This window comes from Candidatus Epulonipiscium viviparus (assembly GCF_030708075.1).
GTDB classification, from domain to species: domain Bacteria; phylum Bacillota; class Clostridia; order Lachnospirales; family Cellulosilyticaceae; genus Epulonipiscioides; species Epulonipiscioides viviparus.
In genome coordinates this window covers 298,349-321,925 of the sequence record NZ_CP117982.1, presented here as the reverse complement: position 1 = coordinate 321,925, position 23,577 = coordinate 298,349, and the positions used below count along the sequence as shown (strand labels likewise).

Annotated in this window: 19 protein-coding genes; 4 read left to right on the top strand and 15 right to left on the bottom strand. The window is 33.0% G+C overall.

Features of this window, described 5'->3' with window-relative positions; all coding sequences use genetic code 11:
- Nucleotides 1–6: 6 nt before the first annotated feature.
- From PCY70_RS01055 to PCY70_RS01000, 12 genes are all read right to left on the bottom strand, one after another.
- On the bottom strand, nucleotides 7–1,350 hold the full coding sequence (locus tag PCY70_RS01055) for an MFS transporter (protein WP_305768104.1): 1,344 nt from the start codon (nucleotides 1,348–1,350) through the stop codon (nucleotides 7–9).
- A gap of 23 nt (nucleotides 1,351–1,373) precedes the next feature.
- Nucleotides 1,374–2,303: a substrate-binding domain-containing protein gene (locus tag PCY70_RS01050; protein WP_305768103.1), complete on the bottom strand. Its 930-nt coding sequence runs from the start codon at nucleotides 2,301–2,303 to the stop codon at nucleotides 1,374–1,376.
- Nucleotides 2,304–2,328: 25 nt separating this feature from the next.
- Nucleotides 2,329–3,276, bottom strand: a complete 948-nt coding sequence (locus PCY70_RS01045; RefSeq protein ID WP_305768102.1) for an ABC transporter permease — start codon at nucleotides 3,274–3,276, stop codon at nucleotides 2,329–2,331.
- Nucleotides 3,276–4,811 carry a sugar ABC transporter ATP-binding protein gene (locus tag PCY70_RS01040; RefSeq protein WP_323132693.1) on the bottom strand — a complete coding sequence of 512 codons (1,536 nt, stop codon included), beginning with the start codon at nucleotides 4,809–4,811 and terminating at the stop codon, nucleotides 3,276–3,278. The genes PCY70_RS01045 and PCY70_RS01040 overlap by 1 nt, the downstream gene beginning before the upstream one ends.
- A gap of 49 nt (nucleotides 4,812–4,860) precedes the next feature.
- On the bottom strand, nucleotides 4,861–5,538 hold the full coding sequence (gene deoC, locus PCY70_RS01035) for a deoxyribose-phosphate aldolase (protein ID WP_305768101.1): 678 nt from the start codon (nucleotides 5,536–5,538) through the stop codon (nucleotides 4,861–4,863).
- A gap of 21 nt (nucleotides 5,539–5,559) precedes the next feature.
- Nucleotides 5,560–6,552, bottom strand: a complete 993-nt coding sequence (locus PCY70_RS01030; RefSeq protein ID WP_305768100.1) for a uroporphyrinogen decarboxylase family protein — start codon at nucleotides 6,550–6,552, stop codon at nucleotides 5,560–5,562.
- Nucleotides 6,553–6,579: 27 nt separating this feature from the next.
- Nucleotides 6,580–7,842 carry a PTS galactitol transporter subunit IIC gene (locus PCY70_RS01025; protein ID WP_305768099.1) on the bottom strand — a complete coding sequence of 421 codons (1,263 nt, stop codon included), beginning with the start codon at nucleotides 7,840–7,842 and terminating at the stop codon, nucleotides 6,580–6,582.
- Nucleotides 7,843–7,941: 99 nt separating this feature from the next.
- A complete protein-coding gene (locus tag PCY70_RS01020) occupies nucleotides 7,942–9,054 on the bottom strand; it encodes a glycerol dehydrogenase (RefSeq protein WP_010166314.1) in 1,113 nt (370 codons plus the stop codon).
- Between the two features lie 3 nt (nucleotides 9,055–9,057).
- On the bottom strand, nucleotides 9,058–10,593 hold the full coding sequence (gene xylB / locus PCY70_RS01015) for a xylulokinase (protein WP_305768098.1): 1,536 nt from the start codon (nucleotides 10,591–10,593) through the stop codon (nucleotides 9,058–9,060).
- A gap of 12 nt (nucleotides 10,594–10,605) precedes the next feature.
- Nucleotides 10,606–11,625 carry a zinc-dependent alcohol dehydrogenase gene (locus PCY70_RS01010; RefSeq protein ID WP_305768097.1) on the bottom strand — a complete coding sequence of 340 codons (1,020 nt, stop codon included), beginning with the start codon at nucleotides 11,623–11,625 and terminating at the stop codon, nucleotides 10,606–10,608.
- Between the two features lie 21 nt (nucleotides 11,626–11,646).
- Nucleotides 11,647–13,947 (bottom strand): pyruvate formate lyase family protein, encoded by a 2,301-nt coding sequence (locus PCY70_RS01005; protein ID WP_305768096.1) that lies wholly within the window; start codon nucleotides 13,945–13,947, stop codon nucleotides 11,647–11,649.
- A 3-nt stretch (nucleotides 13,948–13,950) separates the two neighbouring features.
- On the bottom strand, nucleotides 13,951–14,817 hold the full coding sequence (locus tag PCY70_RS01000) for a glycyl-radical enzyme activating protein (protein WP_305768095.1): 867 nt from the start codon (nucleotides 14,815–14,817) through the stop codon (nucleotides 13,951–13,953).
- A gap of 253 nt (nucleotides 14,818–15,070) precedes the next feature.
- Here PCY70_RS01000 and PCY70_RS00995 point away from each other — a divergent pair, with 253 nt between their 5' ends.
- Together PCY70_RS00995 and PCY70_RS00990 are read left to right on the top strand one after the other, a co-directional pair.
- Nucleotides 15,071–15,820, top strand: coding sequence for a GntR family transcriptional regulator (locus PCY70_RS00995; protein WP_305768094.1), 750 nt, complete (start codon nucleotides 15,071–15,073; stop codon nucleotides 15,818–15,820).
- A 172-nt stretch (nucleotides 15,821–15,992) separates the two neighbouring features.
- Nucleotides 15,993–17,225, top strand: a complete 1,233-nt coding sequence (locus PCY70_RS00990; protein WP_305768093.1) for a hypothetical protein — start codon at nucleotides 15,993–15,995, stop codon at nucleotides 17,223–17,225.
- A 38-nt stretch (nucleotides 17,226–17,263) separates the two neighbouring features.
- Here PCY70_RS00990 and PCY70_RS00985 read toward each other — a convergent pair whose 3' ends face one another.
- Both PCY70_RS00985 and PCY70_RS00980 read right to left on the bottom strand, forming a co-directional pair.
- The gene (locus PCY70_RS00985) at nucleotides 17,264–19,078 is read right to left on the bottom strand and encodes an N-6 DNA methylase (protein ID WP_305768092.1); all 1,815 of its coding nucleotides are present in this window, start codon (nucleotides 19,076–19,078) and stop codon (nucleotides 17,264–17,266) included.
- Nucleotides 19,079–19,256: 178 nt separating this feature from the next.
- Nucleotides 19,257–21,953: an EAL domain-containing protein gene (locus tag PCY70_RS00980; protein ID WP_010166322.1), complete on the bottom strand. Its 2,697-nt coding sequence runs from the start codon at nucleotides 21,951–21,953 to the stop codon at nucleotides 19,257–19,259.
- A gap of 249 nt (nucleotides 21,954–22,202) precedes the next feature.
- Here PCY70_RS00980 and PCY70_RS00975 point away from each other — a divergent pair, with 249 nt between their 5' ends.
- The gene (locus tag PCY70_RS00975) at nucleotides 22,203–22,325 is read left to right on the top strand and encodes a hypothetical protein (RefSeq protein WP_010166325.1); all 123 of its coding nucleotides are present in this window, start codon (nucleotides 22,203–22,205) and stop codon (nucleotides 22,323–22,325) included.
- A gap of 79 nt (nucleotides 22,326–22,404) precedes the next feature.
- Nucleotides 22,405–22,749: a hypothetical protein gene (locus tag PCY70_RS00970; protein WP_010166327.1), complete on the top strand. Its 345-nt coding sequence runs from the start codon at nucleotides 22,405–22,407 to the stop codon at nucleotides 22,747–22,749.
- A 49-nt stretch (nucleotides 22,750–22,798) separates the two neighbouring features.
- Here PCY70_RS00970 and PCY70_RS00965 read toward each other — a convergent pair whose 3' ends face one another.
- Nucleotides 22,799–23,566 (bottom strand): biotin--[acetyl-CoA-carboxylase] ligase, encoded by a 768-nt coding sequence (locus PCY70_RS00965; RefSeq protein ID WP_010166329.1) that lies wholly within the window; start codon nucleotides 23,564–23,566, stop codon nucleotides 22,799–22,801.
- Between the last annotated feature and the right edge of the window lie 11 nt (nucleotides 23,567–23,577).

Genomic DNA, 23,577 nt, shown 5'->3' with positions numbered 1-23,577 from the left:
AAAAATTTAATAAGCTTTACCGATGCTTTTAAGATATTCAACATCCGCTTCGTGTTTATCTTCAGTATAATCATACTTAAGCAAAAGCAATAGTCTGCATAATGAACCAATTGCAGGAACAATGCAAATTGCCATGAAAATACCAGAAAGTGTTGAAGCTGTTTGGGTGCCTCCAGGATTATATCCAATAATGGTTAAAAGAAGTCCTGTACCTGCCCCTGCAAATGCAACGGCTAATTTACCAGTAAATGTTTGCCCACTAAATGCAATTGCTTCGCAACGATTGCCAGTTTTAACTTCGCCATATTCAATAGTCTCTTGTAGCATCATTGATACACAAGGAATTGTTAAGGCATTTAAAAATGCTGTAACGGATAAAATTATCATAACAATAGTTATATTCTCATACCCAATGAAAAACCAGGCAGCCCTCAAAATAATATCTAATGCGCAAACTCCTATAAAAATATCTTTTTTGCGAAATTTCTTGGTAAGTAAGGGCAATACAACTATTCCTAACGCACTAACTGTACCAATAATGCCAAAAGCTGTCATCATTGTAGGTGCACCGAGGTTATAAGTAAAGAAGTAAATGATAATACTTTGAACTACATCATAGCAAAATTTAAATATAAATACTGCTAGAATAATAAATAAAGGCTTGTTAATTTTTAAAACATTGATAACATCTTTAGCTGTAACTTTTTCGTTTGAATGATGGACTACGCGTTCTTTGATTGTAGTGTATCCATACATCATAAATATAAATCCAATAGCTGCAAAAATTCCAACTGCAAATATATATGGATTAGATTGGCTTTCGAATACTTGCAAAAATAAGGGGATCAAAATACTGGACATACCGATTCCACCTGCTACTCCGATATTAGCTGAACATGCAAGGTTAGCTTTTTCGCGAGTGCTTCCGGAAATCACAGTTGATGCAGACCAAAATGGAATATCTGAAACTGTGTATACAGTTCCCCAAAGAATGTATGTAATACCAGCATAGAGGACTTTTCCTTGGATGGAAATATCTGGTGCAACAAAACATATAGCAGTAGATACTGCAACAAATATGGGTACTATTTTTAAATAGCCTTTAAATTTACCTTCTTTAGTTGTACGCATATCCATAATACCAGCACAAATTGGATCATTTGCAGCGTCCCATACACGTGCAATTAAGAAGATTATGCTCGCTGCCGCTGCTGAAATTCCTAAAATATCAGTATAAAAAAATAAAATAAATGTTCCTACCAATCCATAGTTAAAGCATTGTCCAAATCCATAACAAAAATATCCCACATACTCTTTCATTGATACAGGTGAATTACTTTCTGTTGACATTGTTTCACTCCTTCAATTAAATGTTATTTGTAATTAGCTACATTATCTTTGTTAATAAGCACAAATTCAGCGAAGTATTCGCTCTCAACAGATTCACCATTTGCTGCGGCAACAGCAACCTCTAAGGCTATTTCAGCTTTTAGCTCTGGGCTTGAGTAGATTGTTGCAATTAATTTGCCTTCCTCAACTGCTGTTAATGCATCAGGGATAGCATCTATGCCAATAACCTTAATTTCGTTTTGCTTTCCAACTGCTTCAATGGCTTTTTGTGCACCTATTGCCATTTCATCATTTTGAGCTAAGACGCCAACAATATCAAAGTCTCCATGAAGTTTATTTTCCATAAGTTTCATTGCTTTTTCTCTATCCCAATCAGCAGGTTCATCAATTGCTAAGTTTACATTTGGATATTTATCCAATGCCGCTAAAGCTCCAGTACTTCTTCCCATTTCTGCGGAGTTTCCAATAGGACCGCGAATCATCATAATATCTCCAGATTTTCCAATTGCTTCGGCTAATGTCGACATTGCCAAATTTCCCACAACAGTTTCATCTGCACCAACGAATGCAACTGCCTCTTCAATATTATTAACTGTAGAATCAACTATAACAAGTGGTATTCCAGATTCTTTTGCTTTAGTTACAGCTGGTGCGCAGGCATCTTTATCATAAGGGGCCATAACTATGGCGTCTACTTGTTGTGAAATTAGTTGCTCCATTTGACTAAGCTGTTTTGCAGCATCTCCTTGCCCATCTTGAGTAATTAATTTGATGTTAAGTTCTGCTGCTTTTGCTTCAGCACCATCTAACATTGTGACTTGATATTCATTTGATAAATTTGTACTCATGTATCCAATTGTTAATGTGCCGTCATCTGCTCCAGCTGCACATCCAGTTGCTAAGCAAATTAAAGTTCCTGATAATATTGCTATTTTAAAAAATTTATTTAACATACAGGTCTCCTCTCATACATAATATTTACTTTTTCTTATCTAATAAAACAGCACCTACTATGATAATACCTTTAATAATTTGTTGATAATAAGATGAAACTCCTATTAAATCGAGTCCATTACTAAGAACTCCCATAATTAAAACTCCAATTATTGTACCAAATATTGTACCTTTGCCCCCAGCTGCACTGGTACCCCCAATAATTACTGCTGCAATGGCATCGAGTTCATATCCTGTTCCCGCAATAACAGTTGCAGTTTCAACTCTTGCTGATAGTACAATGCCTGATAAGGCTGATAATAGTCCCATCAATGTATATACAAGAATATAAATTTTATTAACGTTAATTCCGGAAACTTTGGCTGTAGTTTCGTTACCTCCAATGGCATATACATATCTGCCAAAGCGAGTGTGATGTAACAGAAACCATCCTAATGCAATAACGCATACAAATATAATTACTGGAAGTGGAATGCCTCCAACACTTCCCCCACCAATAAAATTAAATGTATCAGATAAATTATTTATGGGTCTGCCTCCATTGAAAAGTTGGGTTAATCCTCTTGCCACAGTCATCATTCCAAGTGTTGCGATAAAGGGGGCAACTTTGCCTTTCGCGATAATTATGCCATTGATACTGCCCAAAAATGAACCAATTACCAATGCAATTACTATAGGAACTATAATCGGATATTCTCCAGGATGTGCAAATCTGCAGGCGACAATCGATGCATAAGCAAGCATTGAGCCTACACTTAGATCAATCCCTCCTGTGATAATTACAAACGTCATACCAATTGCCATAATTCCGTTAATAGATACTTGTCTAACGATATTTAATTGATTATTAATAGTTAAAAAAGTATGAGGACGCATAGCAGCCATAACGATAAATAAAGCTAAAAATGCAATTAAAATTCCGTATTTTTCCAGAAAAATTTTATGATTTTTAGAAAAAGCAACTTTTAACATTAAATTTCCTCCTTTCGCAACCCGGATGCACACATCAATATTTTTTCTTGGTCAAACTCATCTCGATTAAATACGCCTGTTGCTTTTCCATTAGCCAAAACAATGATTCTATCACTCATTCCTATTGCTTCTGGTAATTCAGAGGTAATCATAATAATAGCCTTACCTTCTTTGGCAAGCTCAACCATAATTTTATAAATTTCTGCTTTTGCACCAATATCAATTCCACGAGTGGGCTCATCTAAGATAATTATATCTGGGTTACAGGAAATCCATTTTGCTAAAATAACCTTTTGCTGATTACCTCCGCTTAATTTGCTCACTGCCATATCAATAGAAGTCATTTTAATGTTAAGTTTTTTGGAATATTCTTTGGTTATCTGACGTTCCAATCGCTTGTTGATGACAATACTTGCAGCACAGTATTTTTCTAAATTTGCCAATGTTATATTGTCTTTGATAGAAGCAATTAAATTTAGACCGATTTGTTTTCGATCTTCAGAAATAAATGCTATTTTGTGTTTGATCGCATCTGCTGGACTATTAATGATAGTTAGATTATCGTTAATCAAAATTTCTCCACTATCTGCAGGACAAAATCCAAATATAGCTTCTGCTAACTCTGTTCTACCTGCACCGACAAGTCCTGCAAATCCTAAAATTTCACCTCGTTTTAGTGAAAATGAAATGTCTTGAAATTTACCTGCTTTAGATAAATTTTTTGTTTGCAATATAACGTCTGTGAGAGGGATTTCTTCTTTGGGATAAATTTCATTTAATTCACGACCAACCATCATCTTAATTAATTTAGCATCATTTAAATTAGCGCTTAAATCTGTACCAATGTATTCTCCATCTCTAAAGACAGTGATTTCGTCTGATATTTGAAAAATTTCTTCCATTTTATGTGATATGTAGATAATAGATCTGCCCTCGGCAGTTAGTTTACGAATTAATGCAAATAGTTTTTTTACTTCTAATTCGGTAATTGATGATGTTGGCTCATCCATGATAATAATATTTGCTTGCTGAGAAATAGCTTTAACGATCTCAACCATTTGCATTTGGGCAACACTCAATTGTTTCATTTTGCGAGTAGGGTCAAGATCTATCCCAACCTGTGTTTTTAATAATGTTTTTGCATGCTGGTTCATTGTTTTATGATCAACTCGTTTTGGAAATCCTTTGGTGATTTCTCGACCTAGGAAAATATTTTCTGCAACAGTCATTTCTAATACAGGAGATAATTCTTGATGTATCATGGAAATACCAAGATCTATTCCCGTTTTAACATCAGTGATCACAACTTCTTTTCCATCTAAAATGATTTTACCTTCTGTAGGAGTTTCTACACCACATAAAATTTTCATAAGAGTGGATTTTCCAGCGCCATTTTCGCCCATCAATGCATGCACACTACCTTTACGCAATTTAAATTGCACACCTTTTAACGCTTTAACTCCAGGATATTCCTTTGTAATATCTAGCATTTTTAAGCATATCAATGTATTTACCCCTTTCGAATTAAGTAGCAATAACTATGTATTTTACTCCTAAGAATAAAATACATAGCGTCGTAAATAATTATTGCATGTCTTTATATCCATCCACGATAGCAACACCATTGCTAGTTCCAATTCTGCTTGCACCAGCTTCAATCATAGCAAGTGCTTGCTCGGTAGTACGAACTCCACCAGATGCCTTAATTTTAAGGTTATCTCCAACACATTCTTTCATAAGCTTGATATCTTCTATTGTTGCACCTCCTGTACCAAAGCCGGTAGAGGTTTTAATAAAAGTAGGTTTAACTTTAAGCGCGACTTCACAAAGTTTTCTTTTTTCATCATCGGTTAAATAGCAAGTTTCGAATATAACTTTGCTGGTAACATTTCTTTTATTACATTCTGTAACAATTCTTTGCATTTCATCTTCTATATAGGCCCAATCTCCTGACTTGATTTTTCCTATATTTACCACGTAATCGACTTCGCCAGCACCTTTTTCGATAATATCAATTGTTTCAAATACTTTGGTCTCGATTGTACATTGACCAAGAGGAAAACTTACTGCAGCATCGCAAAGCACATCTGTACCTTCTAAAAATTTTTTGCAAAGAGACACAGGGGCATTGTTAATAGCAACTGTTTTAAAGTTATATTGCTTAGCAATTTCACAGTGTTCTTTTAACATATCATCTGTCGCATATGCAGCTAATATTGTATGATCAATCATTTTGGCTAGTTCTTGGATTGTTAATTTCATTTTATTACTCCTATTTCTGTTTTATTTTGTATAATCATAAAATTTAGTTTTGTCAAGCTCATCAAACATAGCGTCAAGCATTTCTTTGGCATATGGAACTTCGTGACTAGGACCTGCAATATATCCGCCATTAGTACCCTTTAATTGTTTCATACGCAATCGAACTTCTGCCCTCACATCATCTGGAGTTGCACCAGGCTTATTAAGCACAAATTGACTATCGAGCCCACCAGAGAAGCAGAACTTTCTATCACCTAATTGCTGCTTAAGTTTACCTAGATCGTTACAAGGTTGGCACATATTCCATACATCTGCGCCCATGTCTACCATATCGTCGAAGATTTTTGCAATGTTGCCACAAGAATGTTGGTTTACAATTAAACCTAAGTCATGAATAGCATCATAAATACGTTTAGTAGCAGGCTTAATGCATTGTCTCCAAGTCTCTGGAGGCATAAATAAATTATTTTGCGTACCCCAGTCATCGCCATACCAAATCATATCTAGTTTGATTTCTTTAGCAAATCTCTGTATAACCTTGATTTTGTAATCGGCTATAACTTCTGCAATTTTTGCCATTTCTTCTGGGTGAGTAATAAAGTTCATTAAAGCTTCTTCCATTCCAAACAGTAAATACAATCTTTCGAATACACCCATTTCTACAAGGCCCATTACAACATTGTTTTCGTAGTCGATAGAAGCAACATCGAGCGGAAATTCACCCCAATTTTGGGTAATATAGCTCCAATCGACATCTTTATCTAAATCAGGAATTTTGAGTTCTGCACGCCAATTGTCAATATTATGAATAATTTTAGAACCATGTGCGACATACGTGCCACCTTCTGCGTGTGGATCATAAGCCCATTCAACGCCCCAAATATCAAAACCAGCTTTAATGGGTCTTTCACAGGTAGGACATTTAACTTCAATAAGATGTTCAAGTGCATTTGGAACATATTCAGGTCTATCGTTTTTAATTGCTCTTAACATATTCTCTCTTGGATTCATCATAATTTTAGGCTCCTTTCAATATACAAATTAAAATAATAAACCAATTTTAGTGACTATCCAGGCAACTATAGATGTTGCACCTGTGATCAAATTTGTTACAGCTGATGCACCTTCTGGCATATGAGTTCCAGCCATTTCCGCTGCTAAAGTATACATAGGTGCGATATCTCCTGCAACATATAATGAAATTACCAGGATTACGCAACCGGTAATAAACATTCTAAACATATTTCCCTTACAGAAGGGTTTAATCATTACTACAAACCAGAATAATGAGGACAAATCTACAAGTGGCAATACTTTATTTCCCGGAAGAATAACAGCAAGTAATAATGCTACTGGAATCAATAAAATACCAACTGCTAAAGTTTCGTCAGTAATCATCATGCCAACATCGAGTGCTAAAAAAATATCTCTATCAGGCATTTTCTTCTTGAGCATTTCTTTCATGGCCTCTTTGATGGGCTCTAATCCTTCTACTAAAATACCTACCATTTTAGGTAGCAATACCATCGCAGCAGATATCTTAATAGAAAGCTGAAGGATAGTGTTTATGTCAAATCCTGCACCAATACCTAGAATGACACCCATTATTAATCCTAATGCAATCGGTTCTCCGACGATTCCAAATCTTTTATTAATAGCTGCAGAACTCATGTTTATATCGCGAACTTTGGGAATTTTTTCAATTATTTTATTAACGGCCATTGCAACGGGAACTTGCATTCCGGCAAAAGCATTTACATAAGTAACATTTTCGACGCCGGTATCTTCAACTATTTTATCTGCAACCTTATCTCCTAAAATCAGAGCTAATGTTGAAACTACAAGACAACATACTATACCTGCAAGTAAATTTCCAGTGCCTGCGTAAATAATAGCGCCTATAATCATAAAGTGATTAAAGTTATATAAATCTATATTGACAACACGAGTCCATTTAAATGCCAAAAATATAATGTTAATTACAATAGCTCCGATTACTGCAAATGGAACTATGGCGGTTCCCCAGCCTATTTGTGCAGCTACTGGCCAACCAACATCTACTACTGTTAGATTTAATCCTAAACGGTCGACAATTGCATTTGCTGCTGGACTCAAACCATCCAACATTAAACCAACCATTACGCCAATTCCTTCAAAGCCAACCCCCATAAGAAGTCCGGATTTTAATGCTGTTGATGGTTTAACTTTGACTATAAGGCCTAATATAAAGAATATGATAGGCATCATAACCGCAGCGCCAAGATCAATAAAGGCATTAAAACCTGCTAAAAACCAATCAAACATTTTATTTCCCCCCCTCATAATTTACAAAGATGACATAATCATTTTTTTAAATGTAAACGTTTTCTATTTGTGTTTACTAATTATGAGATATAAAACAATCTATTTTTGAAACTCTTTGCCCAAAATATTAGCCATCATAATCGCATCATAAACCATTTGGGCGGTTATAGCAAAAGGTTCGGTGTCCCAATACGATTTTAAGGATTCTTGTGCAACCTTCATTATATCTGCAGATGTTGCGTCTGAAATTCCTAGCATTTCAAATGTTGATGGAAGACCTACTGCATTGAAGAAATCATACATTTCCTTAATTTCATCTTTGCAACGACCTTCAATAACTAGTTGAACCAAAATTCCAAAGGCTACAACTTCACCATGAAGAAGTTTAGCGCATTCAGGTAAGATGGTAATTCCTTCTGCAATGGAATGAGCACCTGCACAACTGGAATTTTGAACTCCTAAACCAGATAGCAATGTATTTGCCTCGACAACATCTTCAAAATCTTGGGTACATAATCCTGCTTCTGCAGCAAGTTTGGCACTGATGCCTTTGTTTAAAATTGTTTCATGACATGCCTGAGCGATTGCACGTACTGCAACTGTGGCACTATAGCCTTTGCCAACATAGTTTGGAGAAGCAGATTGAAAGTTTGCACGAGCTTCGATAAATGTGGCAAGCCCATCTCCCATGCCTGCAACTAAAAATCTAATCGGTGCTTTGGCTATAATATCTGTATCTAATAATACTAAATCTGGGTTTTTAACATAATGCCTTGCCCCTATGTGTACTCCTTGTTCGTTATACATTACAGAAAGGCCAATTGCGGGAGCATCAGTGGATGCAGTGGTTGGAACAATGATTGTTGCCGCTTTAAAATCATCTGCAACAGCTTTTGCGGAATCCATAGTTTTTCCACCACCCATACCAACAACTACATTTGGATTAAATGCTTTAGCTTCATTTACGATAGCTGCAATTTTATCGGCTGTGATTTCACCCTTATATTCATAAGTTTTAACTGTAGAAGTTCCATTTGCATACATTTCTTCAAATTTCTTTGAATAGTTAGCATAGAAGAAAGTATCAATTAAAATTAGTACGCGATTGCCATAAGCATCAGTGTATTCTTTTAATAAATCAAGTTCATTTCTGCCTTGAACATAACGACTAGGGGAACCAAAAGCACGTGTTTTATTTGTAGTTTGCGACATAATTTAAAACTCCTTCACATTATTATTTTTGGATATTAATTCATAAGCGGGTTTTAAAGCGTTATAGTAAATTTCAAAATTTTCTTGATAAACTTTATAAGCTTGAACTGCAGTTGGGTTTGGCATTTCAGAATCAGTTAGCTGGATAAATTTGTCAATTGCATTAAAATCATCATATAGTCCCGCACCGATACCAGCTATAACTGCTGCACCCATGGAACCGGCTTCTTCTAAAAGCTTTGGTACTTTAATCTCAGCATCAAAGATATCGGCCATTATCTGACGCCACACTTTACCTTTTGCACCGCCACCAATTACCAGAACTTCGTTAATTTCAACTTGTGTTCTTAGTATATCTAGACAAATGGATAAGTTAAATGTAACACCTTCCAGTACACTACGAAGCATATCTCCTCTGGTATTTTCGGGCTTTAATCCTAGCCAAGAACCTCTAGAAGCCATATCCCATCTGGGAGCTCTTTCGCCTAACATATATGGCAAAAACATTACCCCGTTCGAACCTATCGAGCTTTGTTCAATTTGTTCATTCATATATATAAATGGTGACGAATTATTGTGTTCAGCTTGATGAGATTCCAGTGTGCAAATAGTATTTTTGAGCCAACTGTATGAGCCGCCAGCATACTGCATGGTTCCATTTGGAGCGTACAAACCAGGTACAATATGCGCCCAAGTTACAGTTCTCATTTTGGGGTCGAAAACAGGTTTTTGAGTGGTTGTGGTAATCCAAGCTGATGTTCCAAGACAGCAGTAAGTTTTGCCGGGTGCAATTGATCCACAACCAATATTGGCTACAACTCCATCGCCACCACCCATGACAACCTTTGTGCCTTCGGCAAGCCCCGTTACAATGGCAGCATCTTTGGTTACACCTCCTGCAACAAAAGTGGATGGCTTAATTTCTGGAAATTTATCTTTACTTATTTTTGCAGCAGCAAGAATTTTATCTGACCATTCCCAGGTGTTTAAGTCAAAACAAGCCATACTGTTTGCATCAGAAGGTTCAGTGTAAAATTGATTAGTTAGTTTGAGAACTATAAAGTCTTTAGCATTTAATACTTTATAAGTTTTTGCATAAATATCTGGTTCATTATCACGAATCCACATCAACTTTTGTAGTCCATATGATGGTGTATTTCTATGACCAACTATATGATAAAAATCTCGCTGTGTAATTTGTTTTGCGATTTGATCTGATTGAGCTGTTGCACGTTGATCCGCCCATATAATGGATGGTCGTAACGGATTACCAGATTTATCAACGCATAAGGCGCCCATCATTTGGCCACTAAAGCTGACTGCAGCAATCTCAGTTGGGTCAATTTGTGCATCTGCAATTAAGGAGCGAGTGGTGATACAAACGGCATTCCACCAATCATTAGCATCTTGTTCAACCCAAGTTTCGTTAAAATAATGAGTATTATAGGCATGAGTTACACTAGTAATGAGTTTTCCGTCTACAGAAAAAAGAGTTGCTTTATTACCAGAAGTTCCAATATCATGAGCTATTAAATACATAATGATCTCCTTTTAATTGTAAGTTATAATGCCTTTTTTTAGGATTTTACGTGCTAATAATTTTTCATATGCTTCAACGCTGTCTTCAAATTTAAAATAATCAGAGATAAAATCTTTAATTACTAGCTGCCCATTTCTAACCCACTCGAGAACTTGATCGGTTGCGGCACCTTCTTCGTCTTTTCTAGGCATTTGTTGATATATAACTCTAAAATTGTAAGAAGCTTTACTAAAATCAATGGTAATTTCTTCTTTTTCAGGAACTCCATAGCAAAGCACAGCTCCGCGGTCATTAATTAATGCCATTGCTTGATTTACAATAAATGGAAGACCTACTGCATCTAATACGAAATCTACTCCATCTGGATAAATAGCACGAACAGCGGCAGCTAAATCTTGATCTTTACTGTTAATAGTATGTGTAGCCCCGATGGATTTAGCGATTTCTAATTTGTCGTCAAAGATATCTACTGCAATAATATTTTTTACACCTGTAAGTGATAAAAATTTGATAAATGTTGATCCGACAGGTCCGCACCCAAACACAACAATTGAATTTGCAGCTTTGATGTCAAAATATCTAATACTACTTAGCACTTCCCTAAATGTTACAAGCATGACAGCATCAACGGGATCAATGTCGTCAGGAAGAACAGTTTGTGCGAATCCCCATACTGGCTCCTCACCTTTGGGAAATGCTTTGACATCATCGACCACTGCATATTCACTGAGAGCTCCCCAACCAGATCCGTATCCTTCTGATGTTGCAAATGGCAAAAGAACTTTATCTCCAATTTTATAGCCTTTGACGTCTGTGCCAACTTCTATAACTTCACCAACGCCTTCGTGTCCTAAAGTTATAGGATAAACATCTTCTGGAAAACCCTTAAATGTTCGGTGAATCAATTTAATATCTGTACCACACATTCCACAAGCAATAGTTTTTACTAATGCCTGAGTGGAAGATATAACTGGATTTGAAACTTCACCAATTCTCATTTTACCGTCTTTTTCTACTATAAAACTTTTCATATTAAAATTGCCTCCTACAAATTAAATTTGATGTTGCGTACGATGAATTAATTCATCTTGAGCTTTTTTACCCATTTCAACAAAAAATGCACTATACCCTGTTACTCGAACACATAAACTGCGGTATTTATCTGGATTTTCCTGTGCAAGTTTTAAGGTTTCCGCATCGATGACATTGAGTTGAAGCTGCATTCCTCCTTTTTGCATATAAGTTTTTAATAATGCGGCGACAGTATCAATACCTTTATCTCCTGCGGCAACTGTTGGATGAAGCCTTAAGTTTAATGGTCCGCCTGTGATGCGGTTGAAAGGTACTTTGCTAAGAGAATTTAACATAGCAGTTACACCTTCAAGATCGCTTCCATCAGCAGGCGATTGATTTTCACTAATAGGCTCTCGAGCTAGACGTCCATCTGGAGTTGCTCCGACATGTTCACCCATAATTGTAAATGCTCTATCGGTTGAATATGTGGGCCAAAATTGATATAGATATTCAGGGCCATTGTGTTTTGCTATTATACGCATGAATATATCAGTTATAATTTGAGCATATTTATCAACTTCATCAATATCGTTACCAAATTTTGGATATTTGTTCTTAAATTTTAAACGCCAATGTTCATTGCCCTCGTAGTTATTACGCATCATTGTTGCAAGTTCTTCTAATGTTAAAAGCTTTTCATCGAAGACTACTTTTTCAATTATATATAATGCATTAATAACAGTTGCAAGACCGCAGCCTTGCGCTACAATTTTATGATATTTGGTTCCGCCTTCTGTCCAAGTGACTGCATTTTCAATGGTTCCTTTTAAGAAGCAATCTTCAATGCGCATCTTGCCAATAGTTTCGTGTTGTTCAATAATAAAATCTGCTTCGAAACCTTTTCGAAATTCTGAAATGAGATGATCGAATTGTATTTCAAAGATTTTTAGAAATTCTTCCATAGAGTTGATTTCGTTAGCAGGCTTGGTTTTAATTCCATAATATGGACCTATCATTATTCCCATCATGCGGTCTTCGATGCTCCACGCACATTCTTTGGCTACATCTTCTTCTTTTTTAGGCTCTAATGGATAATCACCTTGATGCAAAGCAAGCTCTAAAGGTTTAGCCATATTCATCCACAGTTGTCGAAGTCCGCCTTCATAGGCAGCAATATTGGGATCGTTGCATCCCCAAAATCCATAATCATACACTTCAGGTGCAGAAATATTGTGATATTTTAATGCTGGGATCATAGTTTCGTCATTATATACTACGACTGTCGCATTGTTTCGCATGGCTTTAGCACACAATTTCCAAAAGTCTTCAGCAATTCCTTCATGGTATCGTACAACAATAAATGGATTTCGAAGACGCATTTCATTTGCAGCTTCTAGCATTATATAAGAAAGTTCACATACTGCGGAAGTCCCATCTGCATTTATTCCTCCAAGTGTTAAATAGTTAGGGTCATCGAATGCTAATTCAAGAGTATCCTTGGTGCCGGCAGTTTCTTCAGACATATGATCAGTTTGAGCCATCATTTCGTTGTTTCTAAAATAGAATTCTTCAACTAAGTTTAAGGCTTCTTCGCGAGTTAAAATGCCAGCCTTGATATCTTGATCATATAACGGTTGTAGATATTTATCTAATCTACTAAAATTTAAAACTCCGCATCCTGAAACTTTTTGTAGCACTAATGTGTTTAACCAAATATGCTGTAATGCTTGTTTGAATGTTTTGGCAGGTTGATGCGCTATAGTTTTTAGATCATCGGCAAGATCAATTTTGCCCGCAGCCACAGCTGCAGTAGCATAACGCTCATAAAAATTGCTCAATGCTTGAATAGAAATAATTATGCCGTTTAAAAACTCTTGTTGCTTTTCATTGCAACTTTTAGTTAATCTAGTTTGTGCACGTTTTATGATAGAATCATATCCATTGAACACTAGGTCCTCATAATCTATGCCAAGATGACCAAAGCTAGCAAACCAATATGGGCGACATTTTAACCATCCATTTGTATAATAGAAAGCGACCTTTTTAAATCGATCTTCAACAGACATATCCCACCAGCGATGATATACTTTTAAGATTTCCTCGACTTCGGAATCTTTGGGTATACGTACTTTAACACAACCAACGATTTTCATATCATCTTCTAGAACAACCGAAATATTATCTAAAATATGATATAAAGTTTTTCCATATTTAACTGCAAAGCTGTCATTTGCAAACATAAATTCGGTTTCAAACGTATATTGTATTCGTTCCATAAAAGTTTCTTTTACAGAACGTCCAAATAAAGCTTCTATCTTTTTTTCTAAAATTGAGTCCATTAACTATGACCTCCTTGTTTTAATTAGCATTTTTAGCTCATTTAGGCAATTTTGTAGGGGTGGCTCAAATGTTGTGCTTTCTATGCCGATCATATTGGATTTGTTGATGCCCATATCATGATAAGGTAGCAATTCGACTTTCGTGACATTATCATATCCTTCGATAAAATCTAGTAAAGTATGCATATTTTCTATACTATCATTTATATTTTTAATTACTGGAACACGTATATGGACTTCAATCCCAGTGTCGAAAAGACGTCGTGAATTATCTAGTATTAGTTCATTTTTAACGGCTGTATATTTATGATGTTTATGAGAATTCATTAATTTTAAATCGAGCAAAACTAAATCAGTATATGGCAAAACTTTTTTTATATTATGAAAAGGTACATTAAGAGCCGTATCAAGTGAGTTATGTATATTAAGCTCTTTAGTTTTTTTAAAAATGTCTGCAGCAAAATCAGATTGCAGTAAAACTTCTCCTCCAGATAGAGTGAGTCCTCCGCCAGAATTTTTATAATATATCATATCTTTTTTTACTAAGGCAACTAATTCATCAGAAGATTTTTCTTCACCTGATATTGTTAATGCCCTATATAAACAAGCATCGACACATTTTCCACAATTTTGACATTTTTGGTTGTTTATGCGATTGTTGTGTGGTATACTGCTAGGACAGTTTATAGTACATGCGTCACAAGAGACGCATTGCTCGCTATTCCACATTAATTGTATTGTTGGAATATAAGATTCAGGATTGTGGCACCATTGACATCTTAAGTTACAGCCCTTAAAAAAAATTGTAGTTCTGATTCCGGGTCCATCACTAGTACTAAAACGCTGTATATTAAAAATTATTCCTGTCATTAGTTACCTCCTATACAAATTTTATGTATCAATGTTACAACATTATGATACCAGCATTTTTGTGTTATGTCAATAGCTTTTTATAAATTTTTTTTGATTTTTTTAATATTTATTAGAATACATATAGATGTTTTTTATGAAATATTTTTAACATAGATGTATAAAGATTTTGGCTATCTACGTTGTTATCTTGATTTTCGATGAAATATAAGATAATATTACATTTACTATCTAGTAGAAGGGAGATATTTTTTTGGATAAACAAACCAAAACCATTGACAAATTAGCACCTATTCCTATGTTTTATCAATTAAAACAAATTCTACTGAGCGATATAGAATCAAACTTTTATCCTGTTGGTACAATGATTCCCACTGAACTCGAATTGAGTAACATGTATAATATAAGTCGTACTACTGTACGGCAAGCAGTGCTTGATTTGGTCAGAGAGGGTTATTTGACACGTCAAAAAGGAAAAGGGACTATTGTTGCAAAACAGAAACTGCATCATGTTTTTGTACAACAAATAGAAAGCTTCAATAGTGAGATGCAAAGACTTGGCAAAATTCCAACAACTGAAATTCTGGGATTTAAAAAAATTAAAGCTACATCGTATATTGCACAAGTTTTGAATTTAGCAAATGGAGCAGATATATTATATATGCATCGTAGACGTATGGTAGATGGAGAACCTATAGTTACTATTATCACATATTTACCATTTGAGAGATGCTCATTTTTGATTAAGTACAAGATGGAAAAAGAAAGTTTATATGATCTTTTATCATTAAATTTGGACACTAGAGTTGTACAAGTAACTAGAAGAATTGAAGTAACTGAAGCAAATGAGCAAGACATGAAATTATTAGATATAAAAAAAGGGAAGCCTATACAACTTTTTTATACAGTAGGTAAAAATAAAGAAGGTGTTCCTATAGAATATTCTATTGCTAGATATCGAGGAGATAGAAGTAGTTTTAATGTTACGATAAGAATGGAATGAAAAGACCTATATAACTAGGTCTTTTTTGTTGCAGAAAAATAATATGTATTATATAATATTTATATAAAAAATAAATTTATTGAAATATAAATTTATAAATCATTATATATGTAAAATTATATTTAACATATAACTGTATTGTAATAAAGTGTGTTATAAATGGAGGGATTATATGGTTAATAAACGGGAACGTGAGTATTTACGTATGCTGGCAAAAGAACAGCGGGAACTAGCTAATTTGCCTATCATGGCAGAAAAAACAGACCGTTGGTATGCACATAATGAATTAAAAGGAGATATACCAATGATTGTAATGGAAGAGTTAACTTTTTGGAAAGATATTTCACCTGATTTATTCTGTGAAAATATTTTAACGAGAGAAATAGAAGAGGAACTTTTAAGGAATATTATTCCATATAATCTGTTTGGTGATGATAAAATAGTTCCTAACTATTATCCTCTAAAATTTGAAATAGAGGGATTAAGATATGGATTAGATAGTCATAAAATATGTTCATTTGATGGTCAAAATTTTTATATCAAACCTCATTTGGGATCTTTGAAACAAGATTTTCAAAAACTTTCATTTAGTAACTATACATATAAACAACAAGCTCTGAAAGTTAAGAAGCATAAAATTCAAAATATTTTAGGAGATATTTTAGATGTAGTTCCAGTAAATACAACTAATCATTGGAATTGTAGTTTAACACAACAAGCATTGGAGTTATTAGGTCGAGATAATATGTTTTATTCAATCACAAGAGAACCTGAAGAATTTAAAAATTTAATGACATTTTTAGCAAATGATACTATCAGGTTACTGAGGTTTCAAGAACATGAACGTTGTATATGTTTGAATAATAAAAATAATTATATAGGTGGTAGTTATTGTTTTAGTCATGAACTCCCGCAGCAGGGATTTAATGGAATTGTAAAAAGTAGTGATACATGGGGTCATATAAATGCTCAAGAATTTTTTGAGGTATCATCAAAAGTATTTAAGGAGTTTATATTGCCAGAAACCAAACGTGTTGCTGAAGAGTTTGGAATGATATACTATGGCTGTCGTGAACCTATTAGTAATTTTTGGGAAAATAATATAGATCAAATAAAAAACTTACGTAAAGTTTCTGTTTCTGCGTTATGTGATGAACAATTTATTGCACCAAGACTCTCTCAAAGAGGAATTATATATTCTAAGCAAATTCCCCCCTGTTTTTTGGGAGCTGAAAAATCTTTTGATGAAGAAGCATTCAGAAAATATATAAAAATTTCTATGGATATTATACGAAAAAATAATTGTAAAGCAGAATTTATATTTAGAGATATTTATAATATACATGGAAATTTAGATAAATTAAGACGTGCGGTAGAAATAGTACGCGAAGAAAGTGTATATTAAAAATTTTCCGACCTTTGTGTAATAAGGAAAAAAAATATTTATAGTTGAAAAAATTTTGAAATTCCCATTTGGTCATATAATTTATTTCTCATAGTTAATAATTCTAATTCTAATTTTTCAATTTTAGTGACTATTTGTTGTTGTTTAGTATTATATGAGTCTATAATTTCGGTTTGATTTTGAGTTAATGGTTCAATAAATGGAATTTCTTTTAAATCTCGGATATTAATTATTTGGGATGCGCTACCTGCTCTTTTTGTATTAATAAGATATTCTCCTAAAGGACTTTGTAAAAATTGTTTAATATATTCTGGATTATATCCTTTATGCAATCTAAGACCTATAAAATTTTGGGAAATTAATAAATTGCCTTTATGTTTTGGAACTATACATATCTTTAAGGTCCCTCTATTTGAAATAATCAAATTACCTTCTTGAACACGGTACATATCTAATCTAGCACGATTATCTACTTCATATGTTGTTAAAGTTGCCATATTAATTTCTCCGTCTTCTACATTAGCAAGGTTAATAACTCGAAAATCACCATTTGGATTTTGGAGATAACTACGTAAAATATTTATGCCTCTGAAAAAAATTCCTACATCATCTAAAGTCTTGTTTGAAACTATATTGGGCATAGATAATTTAATTTCACCATAAATATTACTTAAAAACGAAGTTTTGGTTACATATTTACTAGGCAAAATATTGGAAGACCGAAGATTAGTTAAAGAAACAATTGTGCTAAGGTTAACAATATCTGTTTGAGATTTATAAATATTTACTATTTCATTTATATTATCTATACTTAAAGCTCTTTTAGCACGTTTTTGAGATTCATATAATTGTGTAGCATCAATGAATTGAATCGAATTTTTTAATTTGATAGATTTATTCTTGTTAAATATTATTATAGCGAAATTAGTAGATGAATTTGTAACGATTCTTTCTGGAAGTTCTATAATTGCTTCTATATAATCACAATAAATAACTCTAGTTCTAAGCTTTTCTTCCATTCCGGTTCTAAATAAAGAACCCACAGGGGTAAGTACTACTGCTTTACCGGTTTTATTTAGTAATTTTAATGCTAGTGATAAAAAAAGCCAATCAGAAGTAGTAACTTGAGGAAATCCAAAACTATATAAATCTGGTCTGTCGATAATTTGAGATTGCTTATCTTTCCATTCAATGTTAGCAGGAGGGTGTATTGCAATATAGTCAAAATTGTTAATTATAGGAGAAGTAAGCATATCAGATGCTAATATATGATGTGATGAGATTCCATTGACGTATAATCTAATAACTGCAAGCGCGTAGATTTGTAAATTAATTTCTTGACCGTAAATTTCTAAAGTATTTCCAAGATAAGCAGCGTATTGATATGCCATAATCATAGTAGATGCAATACCTAAAGTACCTGAATAAAAAGTTCCGCCTATAGGCTCCAGTAATTTAATTAATAATTCATTAATGTATGAAGGTGTACTGTATATAGGCAATGTACGTTCTATAATTGTAAAAACATAATTGATTGCCTCAGTATATTGAGTTTTATTTAATTTCCAATGATTTATATCGGTAAAAATTTTTTTTATTGTCTCATTATTTAAATTAGTTTTGCTTAAATATTGTATAGGTAAACGTAAAAATTCATTCATTGCAACTGAATGAAATATTTCTTTTAATAAAATGGGTATATCTGATTCATTTGCTATAGTTAATTTAGAAATTATTGTTTCATCTGCTTCGCGGGTCACGAGTAATAATAAAATAGTATTACTTAGACTTTCTTGCTCTGAAACTTCGTTAAGTTGAATATTCATAATATTTAAAATGTTTTGTGTATTCAAAAAATCGCCTCCTTAAATTTTAAGTATATAGTAATAACATTATATTAGTTAGTATATTGATTACTATTATAATGAAATATAATATCGTTGTCAATGTATTATTTGACTGCTTGTTCCAAAAAAGCTCCTCCTCTAAAAAAGAGAAAGAGCTAAAAAATCAATTTGTTTATTCAATAGATTAAGATAAACGCACATACTTATCTGTAAATTCATTTATAGGCATTGGTTTGTCGAAATAATATCCTTGACCTTTTACACAATTCATTTGTTTTAAAATATCATATTGTTCTTTGGTTTCTATTCCTTCTGCAACAGAAGTTAAGCCATCAAGTCTTTCGCATAGATTAAGAGCGACTTCGGTCAAGACTTTAGACTTTTCATCACGGTGTAGATTGTTTGTTAGTTGCATATCAATTTTTAATTCGTCGAAACGAGATTTTACAAAAGTAGAAAGATTTGAATATCCGCTTCCAAAATCGTCGAGAGAAACTAAGAATCCAGCTTCTATAAAATTAGAAATAATTTCTGATAACCTAAGGTTATTTGTAGAATTAATAGTTTCAGTTATTTCAATAACAATTAAAGAAGGTGAAACGCCATTTTTTTGGCAAACCTGAGCAAATCTATCTACGATATCATCTTCCGTAATAGTGGAACGAGAACAGTTTACAGAGACTTTATATTCTTTGTCAGGTCGAATTTCTTTCCATTCATTTATAGCTTTGCAGACAGTATCTAGTACAAAAAGGTCAATTCTAGAAATAATACCTTCTTTTTCATAGAATGGGATAAACATAATAGGAGGCTGGATACGACCATCTGCGTATTTTCGCCTAATTAATGCTTCTGCACTAGTAACATCATCGGTTTGCATGTCAATTTGAGGTTGCAAGAAAACAACAAATTTGCCTTCTGCTATTTCGGACTCTAGCCCCTTAGTTAAAATTAGGCTATATTTATTATGGGAAAGAGAATTGATTTGTTCATCATGTGTTTCAATATGTCTATTCCAGGTATATCCTATGGATAATTTATAGTCCTTTTCTTCACGACCTTTTCCATCAAGGAGTTGTACCTTGTTTTCAAAAACATCTTCACTGACATTTTGAACTATAACAACAAATTCATCTCCTCCTACGCGATAAACATTATTACCGAAGATAGTCTCTAAAAGATTTGCTACTCTAACTAAAATTTCGTCTCCAAAGGTTGTACCTCGTGCATAATTAATTGAACTTAGTCCTTTAATGTCGATATATACAACACCTAAAGATGTAATATCAAACTTATTAATATCTTGCATAGTATCACGATAGCTATTACGATTTTTTACATGCGTTAATGGATCATAATAATTTAAGTGATTAAGTTCAGATACAAGGGTTGATGATTCAATCATTAGAGAGATTATTTTAGACATATATTGTAGAGTATTTACTTCTTTGGCTGTCCAAACTCTAGGCAATGAGCAGTCATCTATACCAAGTATAAATTTCACGTAAGTTTCTTTTTTTATTTGAGAGTGTAAAAAAGAGTGTGTACCTTGGTAAGTGCTTTTTTCAAAATCACCATAGTTTCTAAATGTTGCATAAAAATCTTTTGAATAAATCATACCATTATGAGAAGCAAGAAATAAATCCTCTAATACTGAAACATCAACATGTGAATGTGAGCTAAGTTTTCGAACAACATTTTTTCTACACCACTCGTAAGTTGCATGGTATGTTTCACCTTCATCAAATGTTTCTAAAATATAACATCTATCAGCATTATATTTTTGTGCTATCAATCGAAGTGCTGAATTAATACTAGATAATTCACAACCTGTTTCGTATAAAATATTGAAAACAGAGGAAATTAAGTCATGATCAAAATATAATCCAGCAATAATGTCATTAGTCTCAAATCTAAGAGGAGACATGACTTTTGTATGAGCAATTGGGTCAGTGGAAAATACAAAACGTTTTTTACCATTATTTTTTGCAAGAGATAATGCATCATTAGCAGATTTTAAGATTTGTCGGTATGTGGTTCCAGCTTCAGGGTATTGAGCGACACCAATACTAGCTGAAATTTCATAAACGTTGTCTCCATTTGAATAATGCTTATTAAGCGCATCAATAATTTTTGTACTACGTGCAACAAGTAAATCAACATTTGGAACATTTTCTAAGAAAATAACAAATTCATCTCCTCCTATTCTTGCAATGACATCATTGCTTCTAAATAATTTTTTCAAATCCTTTGCAACTTCTTTTAAAACATCATCACCAAATAAATGCCCAAAGGAATCATTAATGACCTTAAAATTATCTATATCTAGTATAAAAAGAGCATGTTTTAATTCTTTCTTTTCTGTTAATTTTGATGCAATCATTTGCTCGGCACTGACTTTATTAAAGCAGCCAGTTAAAAGATCTAGTCGAAATTCATCACTAGACATTTTTTCTTTATTTATATTTATAGTCTTTCCAATTACAAAGTTTAAATCTCCATTTTTATCATATATGGGTTGATAAGAAGAAGTATAGTATTCATAGGTTCCGTTTGGAATTAAATATCGGATATCTAATTCTTCATAGCGCCCCTTTTGCATATTTCTAATAAGCTTTAAATATAATTCTGTATCATCCTCATGAACTAAACCTTCTTTAGCCTCATATCCAAGAGGTATAGACCTTTTATTTGATCCAAGCTCAGTATTAAAATAGTTTCCATAATATTGTATAAGAGACGTATGAACATCAAGTACAAATATAGAGTCGTCAGATAAATTGGCGATTATGTTTATTAGCATTTTCTCAGGCAATGTATTTAAGAAATTATCTCCAACTGCAAAAGCATTTCTTAAAGCGTTTGATTCGTTATTGTTCATAAAGTATTAATCCTTTCTCAAAATATTAATAATATACCTTATTATACCACATATGCAGATAAATTTATATAAAATATAGTTTTCAAGTTCAAAATTTAACTGAATGCTGTAGTTATATATACTTTAAAGGTATTCTTTAAAGTTGTCAAATACCATTATAAAATAATTGTCAAAAGATTACTACAATAAAAAACAAAAAAAAGGTTAGACTAATTATAGGCATATGTTTAAACACAAGGAGGATAACAAATGAAAAAATGTTTAGCAGTTATACTAACACTAGCACTTTTTTTTATACAGCCTCACGTGGATAAAGGAGAAATAGTCAAATCGAATGCCAGTAGAGCCATTTTTGTTATGGCTCCTTTATAAAATACCTATTGAAAAATCATATTTTTTATAGTATAATACCTTTAAAATATTTTTTAATGTATTTAGGAGGAACTTACAAATGAAAATCAATCTAAAAAATCAAAAAATATACATATTAGTTGGAGGATGTTTAATCGCTATATTATTGACGCTTGGTATAACAATTAATTTTGCATATAAATATTTTAATCCACAGTTGTTAGGCGAATGGACTTCTACTAGTACCAATGAAAATATAAAATTTGAAAAAAACGGTAATGTTAGGGTAGGTACTAATCCAAAATATGCATATTATGAAATTTTATCTCCAACTAAAATGCTATACATAGTAGGTGACATATCTGTGGATATGTATTATGAATTAGAAGGTCGTACTTTATATTGGGGCGAAAGTGCAGACAATATAGAAATTTTTAAAAAATAGATACATAAAAAATGCTGAATATATTACTGATTCAGCATTTTAAACTTAATTATACATAACCATAAATACCTCGTACTGAAACTTCTCCACTTTGAATTTCATGTTTATTCCCATACATATCAATCACTTCTAAAAATCCTTCTTCATTAATTTTTTCAACAGTAACTATCTCAGTTGTATTTTCTGTATTTACATATACTTTTTTTCCTGTATTTATACATAAATTAGCATAGTCTTTGATAAAAGGAGAAAGATTTTTTTCAATCAGATATGTTTTATACATTTCATCAAATATTTTTGCAAATTCATCTATTATTCTTTGTCTAGAAAACTCGACTTTATATTCTAAACGTAAAGATGTGGCATAAGGAAGCGTAGATGGAAAAGTAGTTTGATTTACATTTACGCCAATTCCAATAATAATGAAATTTTTTCCAGTATTATTTCCGACCAATTCACACAATATTCCACAAACTTTTTTTTCATTAATTAATATATCATTTGGCCATTTTATACGAGTGTCGTTACTACCACATATATTTTTAAGTGTATGACACATAGCCAATCCAGATATTAATGTTAATTTTGGAATTTGATTTATCGCTAAAGTTGGACATACGACTATGCTCATAAAGATTCCCTCACCTTTTGGTGAGGACCAACTACGACCGAGTCTTCCTTTGCCTGAAGTTTGTGTATCTGCTATAATAATGGCTCCGCTTTGAATATTGCTAGTTTTTATTAATTCTTTTGCAATTTGATTTGTAGATTCAACTTCGTCGTAAAAAATCATATTACTTCCTATAATTTTATCCATAATAACCTCAT

What these genes read in the sequence shown, in the direction of transcription:
- PCY70_RS01010 (WP_305768097.1), bottom strand. Translation starts at nt 11,625, where the DNA reads ATGAAAAGTTTTATAGTAGAAAAAGACGGTAAAATGAGAATTGGTGAA.
- PCY70_RS01000 (WP_305768095.1), bottom strand. Translation starts at nt 14,817, where the DNA reads ATGACAGGAATAATTTTTAATATACAGCGTTTTAGTACTAGTGATGGA.
- deoC (WP_305768101.1), bottom strand. Translation starts at nt 5,538, where the DNA reads ATGAAATTAACAATCCAAGAACTAGCCAAAATGATTGATCATACAATA.
- PCY70_RS01030 (WP_305768100.1), bottom strand. Translation starts at nt 6,552, where the DNA reads ATGATGAATCCAAGAGAGAATATGTTAAGAGCAATTAAAAACGATAGA.
- PCY70_RS01025 (WP_305768099.1), bottom strand. Translation starts at nt 7,842, where the DNA reads ATGTTTGATTGGTTTTTAGCAGGTTTTAATGCCTTTATTGATCTTGGC.
- PCY70_RS01055 (WP_305768104.1), bottom strand. Translation starts at nt 1,350, where the DNA reads ATGTCAACAGAAAGTAATTCACCTGTATCAATGAAAGAGTATGTGGGA.
- PCY70_RS00970 (WP_010166327.1), top strand. Translation starts at nt 22,405, where the DNA reads ATGAAAATCAATCTAAAAAATCAAAAAATATACATATTAGTTGGAGGA.
- PCY70_RS01050 (WP_305768103.1), bottom strand. Translation starts at nt 2,303, where the DNA reads ATGTTAAATAAATTTTTTAAAATAGCAATATTATCAGGAACTTTAATT.
- PCY70_RS00975 (WP_010166325.1), top strand. Translation starts at nt 22,203, where the DNA reads ATGAAAAAATGTTTAGCAGTTATACTAACACTAGCACTTTTTTTTATA.
- PCY70_RS00980 (WP_010166322.1), bottom strand. Translation starts at nt 21,953, where the DNA reads ATGAACAATAACGAATCAAACGCTTTAAGAAATGCTTTTGCAGTTGGA.
- PCY70_RS01020 (WP_010166314.1), bottom strand. Translation starts at nt 9,054, where the DNA reads ATGTCGCAAACTACAAATAAAACACGTGCTTTTGGTTCCCCTAGTCGT.
- PCY70_RS01045 (WP_305768102.1), bottom strand. Translation starts at nt 3,276, where the DNA reads ATGTTAAAAGTTGCTTTTTCTAAAAATCATAAAATTTTTCTGGAAAAA.
- PCY70_RS00965 (WP_010166329.1), bottom strand. Translation starts at nt 23,566, where the DNA reads ATGGATAAAATTATAGGAAGTAATATGATTTTTTACGACGAAGTTGAA.
- PCY70_RS00990 (WP_305768093.1), top strand. Translation starts at nt 15,993, where the DNA reads ATGGTTAATAAACGGGAACGTGAGTATTTACGTATGCTGGCAAAAGAA.
- PCY70_RS01005 (WP_305768096.1), bottom strand. Translation starts at nt 13,947, where the DNA reads ATGGACTCAATTTTAGAAAAAAAGATAGAAGCTTTATTTGGACGTTCT.
- xylB (WP_305768098.1), bottom strand. Translation starts at nt 10,593, where the DNA reads ATGTATTTAATAGCTCATGATATTGGAACTTCTGGTAATAAAGCAACT.